Source organism: Streptomyces katrae (assembly GCF_000717655.1).
In the GTDB taxonomy this organism is placed as follows: Bacteria; Actinomycetota; Actinomycetes; order Streptomycetales; family Streptomycetaceae; genus Streptomyces; species Streptomyces katrae_B.
This window is the reverse complement of sequence record NZ_JNZY01000035.1, coordinates 19,656-36,923: the sequence shown is the minus strand read 5'-3', so window position 1 is coordinate 36,923 and position 17,268 is coordinate 19,656. Positions and strand designations below refer to the sequence as shown.

At 73.8% G+C, this 17,268-nt stretch carries 12 protein-coding genes; 2 read left to right on the top strand and 10 right to left on the bottom strand.

The genetic code is table 11. The features are described 5' to 3' along the window. Positions 1–97: 97 nt before the first annotated feature. The 7 genes from IF09_RS0131120 to IF09_RS0131090 form a co-directional block, all read right to left on the bottom strand. On the bottom strand, positions 98–1,672 hold the full coding sequence (locus IF09_RS0131120) for an RNA polymerase sigma factor (RefSeq protein WP_030301427.1): 1,575 nt from the start codon (positions 1,670–1,672) through the stop codon (positions 98–100). A gap of 517 nt (positions 1,673–2,189) precedes the next feature. Beyond that, a complete protein-coding gene (locus tag IF09_RS0131115) occupies positions 2,190–3,077 on the bottom strand; it encodes a FadR/GntR family transcriptional regulator (protein WP_078613555.1) in 888 nt (295 codons plus the stop codon). Between the two features lie 205 nt (positions 3,078–3,282). Further along, positions 3,283–5,088 carry an ATP-binding cassette domain-containing protein gene (locus tag IF09_RS0131110; protein ID WP_030301423.1) on the bottom strand — a complete coding sequence of 602 codons (1,806 nt, stop codon included), beginning with the start codon at positions 5,086–5,088 and terminating at the stop codon, positions 3,283–3,285. Between the two features lie 149 nt (positions 5,089–5,237). Next, positions 5,238–5,984, bottom strand: a complete 747-nt coding sequence (locus IF09_RS0131105) for an NUDIX hydrolase (protein ID WP_030301420.1) — start codon at positions 5,982–5,984, stop codon at positions 5,238–5,240. Between the two features lie 123 nt (positions 5,985–6,107). Continuing rightward, on the bottom strand, positions 6,108–8,075 hold the full coding sequence (locus IF09_RS0131100; protein WP_030301418.1) for a glycogen debranching N-terminal domain-containing protein: 1,968 nt from the start codon (positions 8,073–8,075) through the stop codon (positions 6,108–6,110). 287 nt (positions 8,076–8,362) lie between these two features. Next, positions 8,363–9,625: a DUF4192 domain-containing protein gene (locus tag IF09_RS0131095; RefSeq protein WP_063607453.1), complete on the bottom strand. Its 1,263-nt coding sequence runs from the start codon at positions 9,623–9,625 to the stop codon at positions 8,363–8,365. Between the two features lie 455 nt (positions 9,626–10,080). After that, positions 10,081–12,240: a RecQ family ATP-dependent DNA helicase gene (locus IF09_RS0131090; RefSeq protein ID WP_030301414.1), complete on the bottom strand. Its 2,160-nt coding sequence runs from the start codon at positions 12,238–12,240 to the stop codon at positions 10,081–10,083. A 417-nt stretch (positions 12,241–12,657) separates the two neighbouring features. Between IF09_RS0131090 and IF09_RS0131085 the strand changes: the two genes are divergently transcribed. Continuing rightward, positions 12,658–13,287 carry a hypothetical protein gene (locus tag IF09_RS0131085; RefSeq protein WP_030301412.1) on the top strand — a complete coding sequence of 210 codons (630 nt, stop codon included), beginning with the start codon at positions 12,658–12,660 and terminating at the stop codon, positions 13,285–13,287. Between the two features lie 145 nt (positions 13,288–13,432). Here the strand turns inward: IF09_RS0131085 and IF09_RS0131080 are convergent, their stop codons facing one another. The 3 genes from IF09_RS0131080 to IF09_RS0131070 form a co-directional block, all read right to left on the bottom strand. Further along, positions 13,433–14,092, bottom strand: coding sequence for a hypothetical protein (locus IF09_RS0131080; protein WP_030301411.1), 660 nt, complete (start codon positions 14,090–14,092; stop codon positions 13,433–13,435). 59 nt (positions 14,093–14,151) lie between these two features. After that, positions 14,152–14,862 carry a ribonuclease HII gene (locus IF09_RS0131075; RefSeq protein ID WP_030301409.1) on the bottom strand — a complete coding sequence of 237 codons (711 nt, stop codon included), beginning with the start codon at positions 14,860–14,862 and terminating at the stop codon, positions 14,152–14,154. 69 nt (positions 14,863–14,931) lie between these two features. Further along, on the bottom strand, positions 14,932–15,534 hold the full coding sequence (locus IF09_RS0131070) for a TetR/AcrR family transcriptional regulator (RefSeq protein WP_030301408.1): 603 nt from the start codon (positions 15,532–15,534) through the stop codon (positions 14,932–14,934). Between the two features lie 142 nt (positions 15,535–15,676). On the opposite strand from IF09_RS0131070, the gene IF09_RS0131065 reads away from it, so the two are divergent. Continuing rightward, a complete protein-coding gene (locus IF09_RS0131065; protein ID WP_037636485.1) occupies positions 15,677–17,230 on the top strand; it encodes an MFS transporter in 1,554 nt (517 codons plus the stop codon). Positions 17,231–17,268 lie beyond the last annotated feature (38 nt).

Below are 17,268 nucleotides of genomic sequence, written 5' to 3'. Positions count from 1 at the left end.
CCTCCTGACTCTGAGTGTGCATGACTCCACCCAGAGTGGGACGCCCTGTGGCCGAGCGCACCCGCGCGCGGCCACCTCCCTACAGCCCCCGGCCCGGTCAGTCCAGGTAGTCGCGCAGCACCTGGGAGCGGGACGGGTGGCGCAGCTTCGACATCGTCTTGGACTCGATCTGACGGATGCGCTCGCGCGTGACGCCGTAGACCTTGCCGATCTCGTCGAGGGTCTTCGGCTGTCCGTCGGTGAGGCCGAAGCGCATCGAGACCACGCCGGCCTCGCGCTCGCTCAGCGTGTCGAGCACCGAGTGCAGCTGCTCCTGCAGGAGCGTGAAGCTCACCGCGTCCGCCGGGACGACCGCCTCGGAGTCCTCGATGAGGTCGCCGAACTCGCTGTCGCCGTCCTCGCCGAGCGGCGTGTGCAGGGAGATCGGCTCGCGGCCGTACTTCTGGACCTCGATGACCTTCTCGGGGGTCATGTCGAGTTCCTTGGCCAGCTCCTCCGGGGTGGGCTCGCGGCCCAGGTCCTGGAGCATCTGGCGCTGCACGCGGGCGAGCTTGTTGATGACCTCGACCATGTGCACCGGGATGCGGATGGTGCGGGCCTGGTCGGCCATGGCGCGCGTGATCGCCTGGCGGATCCACCAGGTCGCATACGTGGAGAACTTGTAGCCCTTGGTGTAGTCGAACTTCTCGACCGCACGGATCAGACCCAGATTGCCCTCCTGGATCAGGTCCAGGAAGAGCATGCCGCGGCCGGTGTAGCGCTTGGCCAGCGAAACCACGAGGCGGAGGTTGGCCTCCAGCAGGTGGTTCTTGGCGCGGCGGCCGTCCTCGGCGATGATCTCCAGCTCGCGCTTGAGCTTGGGCGCCAGCTTGTCGGAGTTGGCCAGCTTGTCCTCGGCGAACAGGCCCGCCTCGATCCGCTTGGCGAGCTCGACCTCCTGCTCGGCGTTGAGGAGGGGGACCTTGCCGATCTGCTTGAGGTAGTCCTTGACCGGGTCGGCGGTGGCGCCGGCCACGGCCACCTGCTGGGCCGGGGCGTCGTCCTCGTCGTCGGAGATGACGAAGCCCTTGCTCTCGCCGCCGTCCTCTTCCTCCTCGGCCTCCGCCTTGACCCCGCCGGGGCCCTCCTCGACGGACTCCTCGTCGCCGGCCTCGCCGGCGTCCTTCTTGGCGGCGGCCTTCTTCGCCGCCGTCTTCTTGGCAGCGGTCTTCTTTGCGGGCGCCGCCTTCTTGGCAGCCGTCTTCTTCGCCGCCGTCTTCTTCACGGCGGGCTCGGTTCCGGGCTCCTCCGCGAGAGCGTCCACGGGCTCCGGGTCCACCGTCTCGGCCGCCGGTGCCGCGGCGGCGACGGTCCGCGCAGCCGTCGTCTTCGCCGCGACGGTCTTGGTGGCCGTCCGCTTGGCCGGGGTCTTCGCTGCGACGCTCTTGCGGGTGGTGCGCTTGGGCGACTCCGCGGCACTGACCATCAGCGTCACACCCTCTTCCTCGAGGATCTGGTTGAGGCTGCGCAGAACATTCTTCCACTGGGTCGCAGGAATCTGGTCAGCCTCGAAGGCCCGACGCACGTCATCGCCGGCGATCTGCCCCTCGGCCTTGCCCCGCTCGATGAGCGCCATCACAGACTCGGAATCGGCGATCTCCGGCGGGAGCGTACGGGATGTGCTGGCCGACACGAACAACCTCTCGGAACGATGGAAACGGCTTCCGACCCCGGCCGGGTGGTGCTGGACCGGAGCCGACGACCACCGACTGGGGATGGGCCGGGGGCGCGGGCAGGGGCCGGGGAGCTGCACAGCACCCGCAAGGGCTGCTGTCTTCCCTCCGTCGGCCATCACCTCTCTAGGTCATCGCTTGACCTCGCGGAGTGTTACGCCGAATTCTTCGTGGCCCGAGTCACACCCCGATTGCCCCTATGCCGGTCATACGGTCGTACACGCGGCCCGGACGCGGCCGGAGGGCGCCGTACGAGGTCGCCGACGGTGGTGCGGGGCCGGCCCCCGCCGGGGCCCGTGTCCGCTGACCTGCGGTCGAGGGCCTGCGTACGCCGGTGTCGCCGGGGCGTCTGCCCGGCCTCCGCCGGGAGGCGCCCCCACCGGACTGCGTCCCGGGGTACCTCCAGGGCGCCGGCGCCACCACCAACGCACTCCGGCGGCACGTGCGAGTACTCCCGCGCCGCCGTCCGTACGCCCGTCAGTGCTCGCGCGGGGCCGGGACCACACGCTCGACCTCCGGGTGCACCATCAGGAGCTGGCGCATGGCGTTCTCGGCACCTGTCGCGTCCCCGGCGGCGAGGGCCTCGACGATCCGCGCGTGGTGCGCGACGCAGGCCTCGCTGGGCCGGTCGCAGGCGGTGACGGGGCTTCCCGAGACGTGGAGCGCGGCGGAGACGATGCCGGACAGGTGCTCCAGCATGCGGTTGCCCGCGACCTGGATGAGGAGCGCGTGGAACTCGTTGTCGGCGCGCGCGAAGGTGATCGCGTCGCCCTGGCCGAGGGCGTGGCCCATGATCTCGACCATGTCGGCGAGGCGCTGCTGGATGTCAGGGCGGCCGTGGCCGGCGGCGAGGCGGGCGGCGAGGGGTTCGATGGTCCAGCGGAGCTCGTTGAGCTCGCGGCGCTGGTCGTCGCGCTGGGGGCCGAATGCGCGCCACTCGATGATGTCGGGGTCGAGCAGGTTCCAGTCGGCGACGGGGCGGACGCGGGTGCCGACGTTGGGGCGGGCGCTGACGAGGCCCTTGGCCTCCAGCACGCGCAGCGATTCGCGGACCACGGTGCGGGAGACCTCGAAGCGCTGGCCGATCTCCTCGGGGACCAGCGGGCGGTCTGCGCCGAGGTCGCCGGAGACGATCATCTGGCCGAGCTGCTGGACGAGTTGGCCGTGCAGGCCGCGACCGCGGCTGCCTGTGGCGCGGCGGCCGACCCGGCTCAACTCGACGTCGGCGCCGTCCCAGTGGGGCGCTCCGACGCGGTCGGCCCCGGAGGCTTCCGCGTAGGGGTAGCGGTCGAGTTCGCCCGGACCGGCGAGGCCGGAGTCGGCATGGCGGGCGGCGGTCATCATGGTGTGCGCAAGGGTACTCACGAATCCTTTGTCGGCCTTGCCTCGATGACCCTTGAGGTCTTTGGTGAAAAGCACACGAAAGGGTGATCGGTGCCTCCTACGCAATTGACGACTTATCGTAAAGAACCGGGCCCTTTGCGGGGAGTTGTGGTCCGGTTCACATGATGCGGACCGGATCGGTCCCGTTGGGACTTTCTCCGGCTCGGGAACGATCACGAACGGTCTCTTACCAACGGACGCGGCTGCGCAGTCCTGTGAACCCATAGGCGCACAACAGGACCATCAGCGACAACACCAGCGCGGTGCCGACGGGTTGGGCCATCACCCGCAGGGCCCCCAGGACCAGGCGGTCCGCCTCCGGGGGCCACTGCGCCCAGGCCAGCCCGCGCAGCCGGGCCGCGAGTCCGCTCGCCTGGTACGCGGAGGGACCGTCCAGCGCCTTGCGGACGAGCGGAACCACCATGACCGGGACGGCGAGCACGGCCGCCAGGCCCGCGGTGGCCGACCGGAAGACGCCGGAGGCCAGCACGCCGGCCCAGGCGCAGCCGATGAGCAGTCCGGCCCAACTCGCGGCCGGGGACACCCATTCCGCGGGGGTGCGCAGCGGCCCGCGGTCGAAGACGAGCTTCAGGGCGGCGGCGTCGGCGGTGACCGCGAGCCCTCCGAACATCAGGGCGAGGCCCGCACAGACGGTCAGTTTGGCGGCGAGCAGGCCCAGCCGGCGCGGCACGGTGCCGCGGTCGGCGGCGAGCACGGGGTAGCGGTACTCCTCGCCGAAGGCCAGGGCACCGAGCAGTCCCGCGCCGAGGGCGGCGGGGGGCAGGGGCAACAGCTCCGGCCAGGCGGCGAGCAGCCGGTTCTGCGGGGTGCCGCCGGCCCGCGCCAGCACCAGGGCGGTGACGGCGGAGACGGCGACGACGACGGCCGCGGTGAGGACGGGCACGGCGGTACCGAAGACCCGGCGCAGCTCGTAGCGCAGCGGCCGCAGCGGCCCGCCGACCCGGCGTACCGCCGAGGCCGTGATCCCGCTGCGGGCAGCCGACCGGCTGCCGCTCTGGGAGGGCAGGGATCCGGCTTCGGCCGCAGCGGCGTCGCCCGCAGGGTCCGTGCCGGGCTCGGTGCGCGCCTGGGGCACCGGCGGTACGGACCGGCAGGCGGCGCCGGCGTCCCCGGTCTCGTCGGCGAGCTGGTGGACCAGCACGCCGTGCCGGAACGCCGCTTCGCCGACCTCGGCGCAGCTGCTGCCGTACACCGACAGGCGAGTGCCGGACTCCTCGACGATCTCCACCGCACGCTGGGCGTCCCGGGCCTCCCGACCGAGTACGTCGGCCAGCCGGGCGGCGTGCGGGCTGCGCACGGCGACCCGCGGCCGCAGCCGGGTACGGGCGAACTCGGCCGCGTCCTGGTCGGCGACGAGCCGGCCCGCCTCGATGCTCACGACCCGGTCCGCGCTGCGGGCGGCCTCCTTCGCGTCGTCGGTGGTGAAGAGCACCGCGCCGCCGAGGGAGGCGTGACCGCGCAGCAGCCCGTGCAGCCAGCCGCGCTCGCGGGGCGCGAGTCCGGCGGCGGGCTCGTCGAGGAGCAGCGTGCACGGATCGGCGAGCAGCGCCGCGGCCAGCGCCACCCGGCGGTCCATGCCGAGCGAGAGCGAGCCGAGCCGCTGGTCGCGCAGGCCCGCGATGCCGACGACCTCCAGCATGGTGTCGGCCCGGGAGGCCGGCACCCCGGCGGCGGCGCACAGCATCCGCAACTGACCCCGGACGGTGCGCGCCGGGTTGCCGGGGACGTCGCCGAGCAGCACGCCGACTTCACGGCCGGGATGCGCAATCCGGTGCAGCGGGCGTCCGCGGAAGTAGGTGACGCCGCGGCCCGGTTCGAGTTCGAGCATGAGCCGCAGTGCGGTGGTCTTGCCCGATCCCGGTTCGCCGAGGAGGGCGGTCACGGTCCCCGGGCGGGCCTCGAAGGTGAGGTCGTCCACGAGGGGCGGGAGGTCTCGACGGGGTGTGCTGGTGAGTCCGATGGCCTGGAGCATCGCTTCTCTCGCGGGGGGTGAGACCGCTCTGCGGCAGCGTGAGTACCGCAAACAAGATAACGCGATATGTCCGATTTTCGGCGCAACCAGGGTGCGTTCGCGAGCGTGTCGACGGCGGCGCGGATCGCGATGGTGCGGGTGGCGGGGCCTCAGACTTCCGGGCGCAGCATGGGCGGGTTGAGCAGGGTCGCCCCGCCGGCCCGGAACAGCTGGGCGGGACGGCCGCCCTGACGAGTCGTCGTCCCCCCGCCCGGCACCAGGAACCCGGGGGTCCCGGTGACCTTGCGGTGGAAGTTGCGGGGGTCGAGGGCCACGCCCCACACGGCCTCGTAGACCCGGCGCAGCTCGCCGACGGTGAACGCGGGCGGGCAGAACGCCGTGGCCAGCGAGGAGTACTCGATCTTGGAACGGGCCCGCTCCACACCGTCGGCGAGGATCCGGGCGTGATCGAAGGCCAGCCCCGAGGCCGCCTCGTCCTCGACGGCCAGGAGCTCGTCGACGGGGGCCCAGCGCGCGCTGTTGGCGTCTCCGCCGGCCCGGGGCGCGGGCAGGTCCGGAGCCAGGACCAGATGCGCCACGCTGACGACACGCATGCGCGGATCCCGCTTCGGGTCCCCGTACGTGGCCAGCTGTTCGAGGTGCGCCCCGTTGCCCGCGCCCGGCTCGGCCGGATCGTGGGCGCACAGGCCGGTTTCCTCGGAGAGCTCCCGGGCCGCGGCCGCGGCCAGGTCCTCGTCTCCGCGCACGAAACCGCCGGGCAGAGCCCAGCGTCCCTGGAACGGCTGCTCACCCCGGCGGACGACCAGCGCACAGAGCGCGTGACGCCGCACGGTGAGCACGACCAGGTCGACGGTGACAGCGAAGGGCGGATAGGCCGACGGGTCGTAGGGCGACATGCCGCGATCATAGTCGTCTGCCTGACGATAAACAGAGCTTTCGTGATCCCTGAGGCGGCCGCCCCCAAGCAGGGGGTGTCCGGCGGATCAGACCCGGTCCCGGCCATGATCCGCGGACACCGCCTAACCGCCGAGTTGGAGCGCATCGGCTGCCTCCTCCACCATGGCGAGGCCCAGCCGGCTGATCCGGACGGCGAACGGTTCCCCCGAGATCTGCAGGTCGGAGAACCGGAGGGCGCCGAGGGGAGCTCCGGGCAGCGGGACGAGGGCGACCGTGCCCGCGGGGGCGTCGGGACGGATCCCGGCGAGGGCGGTCAGGGCATGGACCCCGGCGGCAGCGGCCACCGCCGCGGGGCGGCAGGCCGCCGGGTGCGGCAGCGGTGCGCTGCCCACCGTGCGCTGCTCGGCGGCGTACATCTCCGGCAGCCGGTACCCGAAGCTCTCCGCCGCGTCCAGCAGGCCCCGCAGCAGTCCGGCGGCCTCCTTCTCGAAGCCGGCCTGGGCCAGCCCGGCGACCGCCACGGCACTCTCGTACGCCCGCACCGCGCCCGAGCGGTGGCCGAAGGGGTTGTGGCCCGGCTCCCGGAACGCCATGCTGCGCAGCCCCCATCCGGAATCCATGGCGGGGGCCCCGAGCAGACGGGCGAGCTGCTCGGTGCGGACCCGGTCCAGCAGCCCCGGGGCGAGCCGGCCGCCGCCCAGCAGGCCGGTGTCCAGGAGGTGGGCGGCGGCCCCTGTCAGGCGGGGCAGCGGCCGCCCGTCGGGGTGCAGGGCCGTCGCGGGCCGGCCGCCGTCCGGGCCGTCGATCCAGAACGCCTCCCGGAACCGCTCCCGCAGCGCGGCCGCCCATTCCCGCCACTCCTCGGCGCCGGGCCGCCCGCATCCGGCGAGCAGGTCGGCCCCGAGCAGCGCGGCCCGGTGGGCATGGGCCTGGGTCTCGCAGCGGCGCGGCCCGGGATCGGGATCGGCCAGGAACCCGTCCTGCCCCAGGGCGCCGCGCAGCCAGTCCAGGCACCGCTCGGCCGCCGGGAGGAGCCGGGCCACCGCCTCCTCGGGCATCCCCCACCGCCGTGCCTCGGCGAGCACCGCCGGGAAGGCGAGGGTCGCCTCGGTGCCGGTGCATCCCGGCGGCAGCTGCGGACCCGCCCCGCGCAGCGGCCCCGGGATCTTCCCGGTGTCGGGGCCGCGGCCGCCGGTCTGGGTCCGGGCGAGGGTGCGCAGGGTGGCCGCGGCGAGCCCGGTCCCGAGCGGCAGCGCCATCCGGGCGGCCCAGAGCGACTCCGCAGGGGCCAGTCCGAGCCGCCACGGCACCCCGGCCGCGGCGAACGCGTCGGCCGGCTCCTCACGGTCCCGCATGAGCAGCGCGCCGAGGTCCTCGACGCTGGTGCGGAACCAGGCCCCGGCCCGCGGGTCGTCGCCCTCGGCCCGGGCGTCCGCCAGCGGGTTGGCCACCTGCCCGGCCGGGGCCCGCGCCGTGCGGTCCTGCGTGGTCCGCAGCTCGATGGTGCGGGACTCCCCCGGCCCCAGCTCGATCTGCCAGCGCAGCAGTCCCGCCGAGGCGAGGGCGTCGTCCGGGGCCGGCTCGGCCGCGGTGACGGCCTGCGCCTCCACGGTGCTCCAGCGCAGCCCGGCGGCATGCACGCCGGCCGGCAGTTCGGGCCCGGTCCGGCCGGCGGCCACCGCGGCCAGCTCCGCCAGGTCGGTGCCGAGTGCCACCTCCACCGGGAGGCGCATCGGCCGTGCCGCGAAACTGCGCAGGGTGATCCACTCGGTGCCGTCGGCGTGCCGGACCCGTTCCACGCCGATGTCGGGGTCGGGGCCCGCTTCGGCCCCGGTACGGACGGTCGCGGTGAAGGCGGCCCGGTCGGAGCCGAGGCTGCGCCCCTGGACGGCGACCGGGTCCCGGCCGGCGACCCGGAGCACGCAGCGGGACAGCAGCCGCCGCCCGGAGCGGTAGATCCCGTCGATCCCCCGCCCCGTCAGCTGGCCGTGTTCCGGTGAGATGACCAGGCAGGGCGCGGCGACGCAGATGACGGCGCCGTGCACGGGCGGCAACTCGGTCCTGCGGGCGGGCGGTACGGAGTGGGCCATGGGTCGCCTTGTCTGGGCTGTCTGCGCTCCGGCCGGTTTCGCTGGGCGGCGGCGCGGCCGGGCCCCCGCCACCCTCCAGCTGAACGCCCCCGCCCCCGCTCGGGTCACGGGCCCGGGGGGCGGCTGCGCCCGTACTGGGCCGTGCCGGTGACGCGGTCGCCGCCGCAAGGCGGTGATCGCAGCGTCCCGGAGCCGCCGCACGGGATTTCCCCCGCCGCGGCCCGGGCCCACCCCCCGGCGCCCGGCCCGTCCCCGGTTCCGGTGCCGGTCCCGGTCGCGGTCCCGGCTCACTGTTCGCTCCCTGCGGTGCGGCGGGGCTCACGGCGGGTCTGCGCCTTCCGGCGGCCCGGAGGGCGGGTGGCGGCCCCTGCGCGCTTGCGGCGGGGTTCCCGGCGCCGCCGCTCCTCCCTCAGGCAGGAGCGCAGGCCCTCCGGGTCGATGCCCTCGTTGCAGGCGTGGTGGAGCAGCTGGGCGAAGCGGTACTCGGCATCGGCCCGCAGGGCCAGCCCGAGAGCGATCCGGGCGGTCGGCTCGTCGCCGGTGGACCACGAGACCCACCCGGCGAGGGTGAGCGGCGCCGCCGCGTGCTCCCCGTAGGCCCCGACGCAGCGGCGGGCCAGCGCCCGCCACAGCCGCAGGGCGGGGGCTGCCTCTTCGCCCTCCATCCACTCGGCCGCGACGTCCCGGATCTCGCGGTCCTGGAGGCCCAGGATCACGGTGGCGGCCTCGTCGTGGCCGAGCAGCGCGTCGTCCCACTCGTCGGGGCCGGGGCCGCCCTCGACGGGCGGGGCGAGGGTCATCCGCCGCATCAGGGTGCGGGCCAGCGTGACGGTCTCCGCTCCGACCTCCTGCCGGGTGGCACCGTCGAGGATCTTCGGCACGAGGGCGGCGGCCGCCCGGTCCAGGGCCCGCTCCATCTCCACCGCCACACCGCCGCGCAGCGGTGCCAGCCGGCCCTCGATGTCCCGGAGGGAACCCCTGACCTGGAGACCGGCGAAGGTGGCCGTCGCCGCCATCACCGAGGTGCCGGGGGCGGCCAGCGGGCTGCCCTCGGCCGGGCAGCACCGCTCGTCGGGGCAGCAGTAGGACCAGTACCGGCCGCCGGAGATGCAGAGCGCCTCCATCACGGGCACGTCGAGCGCCCCGCAGGCCAGCCGGATGCGTTGGGCCAGCGGCCGCAGCCGGGTCATCACCCGCTGGCCGCTCTCGCCGTCGGCCGGGTCCTGGCAGAGGAACAGGACGATGCCGTCGGGCTTGTCGCCGCGCCGCTCGCTGCCCCGGACCAGGCAGTCGGCGACCTGCCGGGCGGTGTCCTCCCATTCCGCGGGGGCCGAGGGAATGCCGACGCGGAGCCTGCCGCCGAAGCGGCCGCCCTCGCCGTGCACGGTGACCATGACGAGGGAGTCGGTGGGGTGGAAGCCGAGCATGTAGGGCAGCGCGTCGGCCAGTTCGGCCGGGCTGCGCAGGGTGATCCGTGGGTCGAGGGCTGGTCCGGACGGGCTGATGGAGGGCCGGTCGGACGGGGTGCGTGATTCGCGGTCGTTCGTCATGCCCCGACGGTCCCGCGGACGATCGGATCACGAAACCCCTGTGGATAACTATTGATCGTTCAACATCCACAGGTTAGGAGTGCCGTTGGCGCGATGTCGGAACCATCGCGTTGCATGGGGGCATGAACCCAGACCACCGGCTCACGCCCACACCGTCGACTCCGCGCGGCGGCCGACTCCGCCGACCCGCGCGGTCGGCGCCCCCTTCCCCGCCGGCCGGCCGGAGGTCCAGAGCCGCGGGGAGTTCCGGCCGCCGGCGGATGCGAGCTTGCGGCACCTCCGGGTCACCGCGGAGGCTGGGCGGCGCCGCGGCCACGGCGGTACGGGAGACGCCCCTGTCGCAGCCGGTGGTGATCCGCATGCCGGAGCCCGTGGTCCGCCGGACGCCGGACGCCGGACGCGCAGGGCGGCCGCCTCCAGGACCCGGGAACCACCTGCCCCCGGCCGGCCCCCTGTCAGCCCGCCGTCGCGAGGATCAGCGGAAGGACCGGTCCGCTGCCCGCCTGCCGGAGCAGGCGGGCGGCGACCGCCAGGGTCCAGCCGGAGTCGGAGTAGTCGTCCACGAGGAGGACGGGCCCGGGCGACTGCGCCAGCGCACCGGCCAGTTCCTCGGAGACGGCGAAGGCAGCGGCCAGCGCCCGCAGACGCTGGGCGGAGTTGCTGCGGCGCGCCCCGTGCGCGCCGTCACGCCCGGTGTAGGTCAGGGTGCCCAGGTACGGGAGGCGGCCGATGCCCGCGATCCCCTCTGCGAGGGAGCCGACGAGCTGCGGGCGGGCGAGGGACGGTACGGCGACGACGCCGACGGGCCGGGCGGAGGCGTCCGGTACATCGGGGGCCCAGCCGCCCGCGGAGCGCGCCCAGTCGGCGAGGACGGCCACCGCGGCGTGCAGGACGTCGTCGGGGACCGGCCCGTCCGGGGCGTTCTCGGCGAGCAGCGGGCGCAGCCGGTTGCCCCAGCCGATGTCCGAGAGCCGGCCCAGGGCGCGCCCGGTGGAGCACTGTTCGCCGGCCGGGATGCGTCCCTTGAGGTTGATGCCGAGTGCGGGCATGCCCGTCGGCCACATGCGGCGCGGCTCGACCTCCACTCCCGGGCGGTCCAGCTCCTTCGCCGCCCCGCTCAGCGTCTCCGCCGACACGGAGGAATCGGCCCAGGCGCCCGCGCAGTTGTCGCACCGGCCGCACGGGGCGGCCCCCTCGTCGTCCAGCTGCCGGCGCAGGAACTCCATCCGGCAGCCGGTGGTGCTCACGTAGTCGCGCATGGCCTGCTGCTCGGCGGCGCGCTGGCGGGCGACCCAGGCGTACCGCTCGGAGTCGTACGTCCACTCCCGGCCGGTGGAGGTCCAGCCGCCCTTCACCCGCTTGACGGCTCCGTCGACGTCGAGCACCTTGAGCATGGTCTCCAGCCGGGTGCGCCGGAGCTCCACCGCCGCTTCCAGGGCCGGTACGGACAGCGGCCGTCCCGCGTCGGCGAGGGCCGACAGGGTCTGCCGTACCTGGGCCTCGGGCGGAAACGCGGTATCGGCGAAGTAGCGCCAGATGGCCTCGTCCTCCTTGCCCGGCAGCAGCAGCACCTCGGCGTGTTCCACGCCGCGCCCGGCGCGGCCGACCTGCTGGTAGTACGCGATGGGCGACGACGGCGAGCCGAGGTGGATCACGAAGCCCAGGTCGGGCTTGTCGAAGCCCATGCCCAGCGCCGATGTCGCGACCAGCGCCTTGACCCGGTTCTCCATCAGGTCGACCTCGGCCTGCAGCCGGTCGGCGTTCTCCGTCTTCCCCGTGTACGAGGCGACCGGGAAACCGCGCTGGCGCAGGAACGCGGCGGCCTCCTCGGCCGCGGCCACCGTCAGCGTGTAGATGATCCCCGAGCCGGGCAGCTCGTCCAGGTGCTCGGCGAGCCAGGCCAGCCGGTGCGCGGCGTCCGGCAGCTGCACCACGCCCAGGCGCAGGCTTTCGCGGTCCAGCGGGCCGCGCAGCACCAGCGCCTCGCCGGCGCCCGTTCCCAACTGCTCCGCCACGTCCGCGGTGACCCGGGCGTTGGCGGTCGCGGTGGTGGCCAGGACCGGGACGCCGGGGGCGAGCTCGGCGAGCATGGCCCGCAGCCGGCGGTAGTCGGGGCGGAAGTCGTGGCCCCAGTCGGAGATGCAGTGGGCCTCGTCCACCACGAGCAGACCGGTGGTGGCCGCGAGCTTGGGGAGCACCTGCTCGCGGAAGTCCACGGAGTTGAGGCGTTCCGGGCTGACGAGGAGGACGTCGGTCTCGCCGCGCTCGACCTCCTCGTAGATCGCGTCCCACTCCTCCGGGTTGGCCGAGTTGATGGTGCGCGCCTGGATGCCGGCCCGGGCCGCCGCCTCGACCTGGTTGCGCATCAGCGCCAGCAGCGGCGAAATGATCACCGTGGGGCCGGATCCGCGCCGTCGCAGCAGGGCGGTCGCGACGAAGTACACCGCCGACTTGCCCCAGCCGGTGCGCTGCACCACCAGGGCACGTCGGCGCTCCTCCACCAGGGCCGCCACGGCCTGCCACTGGTCCTCCCGCAGCCGCGCCGAACCTCCCGGTGCGCCCACGAGCTCGGCGAGGACGGCATCGGCTTCGGTGCGGAGCTCCAGGTTGTCCATGCCCCCATGCAACCCGATGGCGCGGACAATCGGCCAATTCACCCAACGTGACGATCACGTCACGGACCGCCCGCGTCTCCTGACGGCTCGAGCGGCCATACCGGGGAGCACGCCTCCACCAGGCCTGGACCGGGACCCCGGCGCCGCAGTCGAGTCTGGCCCGTAGCGAGTGCTTTCGCCGGTACTGGCGCTTCGGCCGTAGCCGAATGAGTCATCTTCGGTGTGACGGGGCAAGGATATGAACGGCATACCGGCGAATTCCGGTCGGCGGCGCCAATTGCTCGTTGCCGCATGCTCGCTGGCCACGCGAGAATTGGAGTGCTCCCGCTCGGCTCGACGGCGCTCTCCTGGGCCACGCTGCGGCGCGCCCGCACTTCAGCTGTGCCCGTCCGCGGGCGTGTACCCGAAGGGAGGACCGTGACCTTCGGATTCGCCCCGCACTCGACCACGTCTCGGACACAGGCAGCCGGTGGCGCCAGCCGGCACGGCCGACTGCTGGAACCCGCCGAGTGGACATCGGCGGGCATCCCCCTGCTGCGCAATCCGCGCGAGGTGGTCAGCGGGTTGCACTCCCGGCACGGTCCCGTGCCCTCGACGGCCGTGATCGCGGTCCTCGGTCCCGAGGAACAGCTCGTCGCGAGCGCGTCCTTCGTCCAGCGCTCGGCCTCGGCCGACGGCTGGGAGTACCGCAACGCCCTGCTCTCCGCGCTGCGCCGGGTCATCCCCCACGACCTGCGGCGCCGGACCCCGGTGCGGACGGCGGTCCTGCTGTACTGCCGCGAGGGCGACGAGCGGTGGACGGAGGAGGACGGCGCCTGGATGTGGGGGCTGCGGGACGCCTGCACCCTGCACGGGCTGCGCTGCGGCGCGTACATCACGCTGACCCGCGGCGGCTGGCAGGTGCTGGGCGAGGGCCGGGGCGGCCGGCGGCCCAGCTCCGACTCGCGGCCCGAGCACCTCGGCGACACCGTGGCCGAGTTCCCCGCGGTGACCCTGCGCACCGGCGGCGGCGCGACCGAGGTCCTGCGCCGTACCGCCGCACGCTGAGCCCCGCCGCAGCCGTACCCCGACCCGTACGCGGGCAGCCCTCACGGCCGCACACCCTGGAGCGGGCGTACGGCAGGTCAGGCCTCGGGCTTCAGCGGGGCCGGCCGACCGGCCCGGCCCCTTGCCCGCGCCGGGTCACGGGGCGTCAGACGCCCGTGCCCAGCACGGAGTTGATCTGCTGCGGGTCGCCGCACACGATGAGCAGCGCACCGGCCCGCGCCAGCGCGGCCGGCAGGGCGGCGGCAGTCGCCCCGGCCGGTCCGCCGTTGGCCGCGAAGACCACGACGGGACGGCCCGCAGCGCGCTTGAACTGCGCCGCGTCCGCGTAGAAGACGTCGTCCCCGGCATCGTGCAGGGCCCAGTACGCGGCCTCGCCGAAGGACAGCTCGTGAGCGGCCCACGGGTGCGGGTCTCCGGTGGTGAGGACCAGGATGTCGCCGGGCGCGCGCCCGCTGTCGAGCAGCAGGTCGACGGCCTCTTCGGCCGCGTCCAGCGCACCCTCGGCGGAGGCCGGGATCAGCTGGATCTGCGGCACCGCCGCGGAGACGGACGGTGCGGTGGGGGTGGCGGGAACGAGTCCGGGGGTGGCCTGCGGCGCACGCTGCGCGGGCGGGGCGGGCCTGGGGGCGCCTCCGGCGCGGCTCGCCGCCGCGGGGGAGGGACCGGGGCGTCCGGGCCGCGGCACGGCGGCGGGACGCGGACCAGGTACGGGGCGGGGGGTCTGCGCGGTGCGGCTCGCAGCCGGCGTGACGCGGGGACCCTGGGCACTCTCGTGAATCTGAGGCTCCTCGGGGGTGAGAGGCATGAGTTGATGTCTATCAAACACCGGTACGAAACGTACCGGCGGGTGGCACGTGGGTGCGATCAGAAATCGAAGCCGAGTTGGCCTCCGTTTTCCAGCTCCACCGACTCCTCGCTGCGGCGCACCTTCTTGAGGTGCCGCCACCGGGGCAGCCCGTCGAGGTACGCCCACGAGAGCCGGTGGTACGGGGTCGGCCCCAGTTCCTCGAGCGCGGCCCGGTGCACGGGCGAGGGGTACCCGGCGTTGTCACCGAAGGCGAAGTCCTCGATGCCGCCGCCCAGTTGGCCCAGTTCGGCCATCATGCGGTCGCGCCTGACCTTGGCGATCACCGAGGCCGCCGCGACGGCGACGCAGGACTGGTCGCCCTTGATCACCGTACGAACCCGCCAGGGCGGGCCGAGATAGTCGTGCTTGCCGTCGAGGATCACCGCGTCGGGCCGCACGGGCAGCGCCCCCAGGGCGCGCTCCGCGGCGAGGCGCAGGGCGGCGGTCATCCCGAGTTCGTCGATCTCCTCCGGGGAGGCGTGCCCCAGGGCGTACGCGGTGACCCAGGCCTCCAGGACGCCGAGGAGCGCGTCGCGTCGTTTCTGGGTGAGCAGTTTGGAGTCGGTGAGCCCTGCGGGCGGCCGGCGCAGACCGGTGATCGCCGCGCACACGGTGACCGGACCGGCCCAGGCCCCTCGTCCGACTTCGTCGACCCCGGCGATGACCTTGGCGCCGGTGGTTGCACGGAGGGAGCGTTCGACGGTGTGGGTGGGTGCTTCGTACGGCATGGCGCCAGCAAGGTTACGCCGCCCCGAGGCGCCTGCACACCCCGGCCCGGGTGGAGTCGGTACGGCGTCTTACACCCTGAGCAGCGGCACCATCACCTGATCGACCATTTCCTCGATGTCCGGATCCGCCCATTCGCTCCCGCACACCTTCGCGCCGTACATCATCATCGCCGGAATGACATCGGCCACGAACGGACCGGTCGCATCCGGCCGCACGTCCCCCCGCTCGATCCCCCGCTGGACAAGCTCCCTGATCAACCGGTGGGCGGGCTCGTGCAGCCCCGCCCGGATGACGTCGTGGAACCGGCCCGCATGGGCGTGGTCGCATTCGTGAAGGACGGCACGCAGCGCCTGACCGGCCCGCGACTCCATCACTTCCCGCATCCGCACACACAGCCGGACGAGGTCACCCCGGATCGATCCGTGGTCGGCGATCCCCCCGATCGGCGGCAGCCCGGTCCGCAGCACGTCGGCCACGAGGTCCGCCTTCGAGGGCCAGCGCCGGTACACCGCCGCCTTGCCCGTGTGCGCGCAGGCCGCGACGCCCTCCATGGTGAGCGCGTTCCAGCCGACGGTGCTCAGCTGCTCCAAGGCCGCGTCGAGAATCGCCCGTTCGAGTTCCGGACCCCGCCTGCGCCCCGGTGACGTCGCTGACCAGCGCGAACCCACCATCACCTCTACCTCCGAACCGACCCACGCGCCCCTCGCACGCGTTTTCAGCCTTAGTGAACGGTTGCGTTCACTATCAAGGGCCTCCTACCGTGGACCCGCAGTGAACGAACGCGTTCACTATTTCACTATGGGGGGTTCCACGGTGAAAGGCTCTCAACTCGCCACGCCCCGAATACCGGGCGCGGCCCGCCGGGAAGGCCGCCCGGGCGTGGCCCTCACGGTCATCGCCGCCTGCCAGCTGATGGTCGTCCTCGACGCGACGATCGTGAACATCGCACTCCCGCACATCCAGACCGCCCTCTCCTTCTCCACCACCGACCTGTCCTGGGTCATCAGCGCGTACACGCTGGCCTTCGGCGGCCTCCTGCTGCTCGGCGGCCGGGCCGGCGACATCCTCGGCCGGCGCCGTGTGTTCCTGACCGGAATCCTGGTGTTCACCCTGGCCTCCCTGCTCGGCGGATTCGCGCAGGAGCCGTGGCAACTGCTCGCCGCCCGCGCGCTGCAGGGGGTCGGCGGCGCGATCGCCTCGCCGACCTCGCTGGCCCTGATCACCACCACGTTCGCCGAAGGCCCCGAGCGAAACCGGGCGTTCGGGGTGTTCGCCGCCGTCTCCGCGGGCGGCGGCGCCATCGGCCTGCTGGCCGGCGGGATGCTGACCGAGTGGCTCGACTGGCGCTGGGTGCTCTTCGTCAACGTGCCGATCGGCGTGCTGATCGCCGTGCTCACCCCGCTCTACATCACCGAGTCCGAGCGCCACCCGGGCCGGTTCGACATCGCGGGGGCGCTCACCTCCACCGGCGGCATGGCCTCGCTCGTCTACGGGTTCATCCGCGCCTCCGAGGACGGCTGGCGCGACGGGCTCACCCTCGCCTCCTTCGCCGCGGCCGTCGTCCTGCTCGCGCTCTTCGTGGCCATCGAGTCGCGGGCCCACGAGCCGATCGTCCCGCTGCGGATGTTCGCCGACCGCAATCGCGCCGGCACGTACCTGATCATGCTCGGCCTCGCCGCCGCGATGTTCGGCATGTTCTTCTTCATCGTCCAGTTCGTCCAGAACGTGCTGGGCTTCTCGCCCATCCAGTCTGGGCTCGGCTTCCTGCCCGTGACCGTCGCGATCGTCACCGCCGCCGGCCTCTCGCAGCGCTTCCTGCCGCGGTTCGGCCCCAAGCCGTTCATGGTCGCCGGATCGGCCCTCACCGGTGTCGGACTGGCCTGGCTGACCCTCATCCACACCGACAGCTCGTACGTCTCCGGGGTCCTCGGGCCGATGCTGGTGTTCGGCTTCGGCATGGGCCTGAACTTTGTGACGCTCACCCTCACCGCCGTCTCCGGCGTCGCCCAGCGGGAGGCGGGCGCGGCGTCCGGGCTGCTCAACGCCAGCCAGCAGGTCGGCGGCTCGCTCGGCCTGTCGATCCTGGTCACCGTCTTCGGCACGGCCAGCCGGAGCGAGGGGGAGAAGCAGGTGCCGGACTTCGTGGCCCACGCGGACCCCGGTCAGCTGGCGGCGTTCAAGGAGACCGGGCGGCTGCCCGACCCCTGGGGCGACCTCGTCCTCACGCAGGGCATCTCCACCGCGTTCACCGCGGCCGTCGCCATGGCCGGGCTCGCCCTGGCCACCGCGCTGCTGGTGATCCGGGTGCGCAAGAGCGACCTGGAAGCCCTCAACGGCGCCGCCGCGGAGGCCGGTCCGGCCGCCTGAGCCCGATCCGGCGTACGGGGGCCGGGCCCTGTCCGGCG

What these genes read in the sequence shown, in the direction of transcription:
- IF09_RS0131110 (WP_030301423.1), bottom strand. Translation starts at nt 5,088, where the DNA reads ATGCTCCAGGCCATCGGACTCACCAGCACACCCCGTCGAGACCTCCCG.
- IF09_RS0131105 (WP_030301420.1), bottom strand. Translation starts at nt 5,984, where the DNA reads ATGTCGCCCTACGACCCGTCGGCCTATCCGCCCTTCGCTGTCACCGTC.
- IF09_RS0131100 (WP_030301418.1), bottom strand. Translation starts at nt 8,075, where the DNA reads ATGGCCCACTCCGTACCGCCCGCCCGCAGGACCGAGTTGCCGCCCGTG.
- IF09_RS0131095 (WP_063607453.1), bottom strand. Translation starts at nt 9,625, where the DNA reads ATGACGAACGACCGCGAATCACGCACCCCGTCCGACCGGCCCTCCATC.
- IF09_RS0131090 (WP_030301414.1), bottom strand. Translation starts at nt 12,240, where the DNA reads ATGGACAACCTGGAGCTCCGCACCGAAGCCGATGCCGTCCTCGCCGAG.
- IF09_RS0131080 (WP_030301411.1), bottom strand. Translation starts at nt 14,092, where the DNA reads ATGCCTCTCACCCCCGAGGAGCCTCAGATTCACGAGAGTGCCCAGGGT.
- IF09_RS0131075 (WP_030301409.1), bottom strand. Translation starts at nt 14,862, where the DNA reads ATGCCGTACGAAGCACCCACCCACACCGTCGAACGCTCCCTCCGTGCA.
- IF09_RS0131070 (WP_030301408.1), bottom strand. Translation starts at nt 15,534, where the DNA reads ATGGTGGGTTCGCGCTGGTCAGCGACGTCACCGGGGCGCAGGCGGGGT.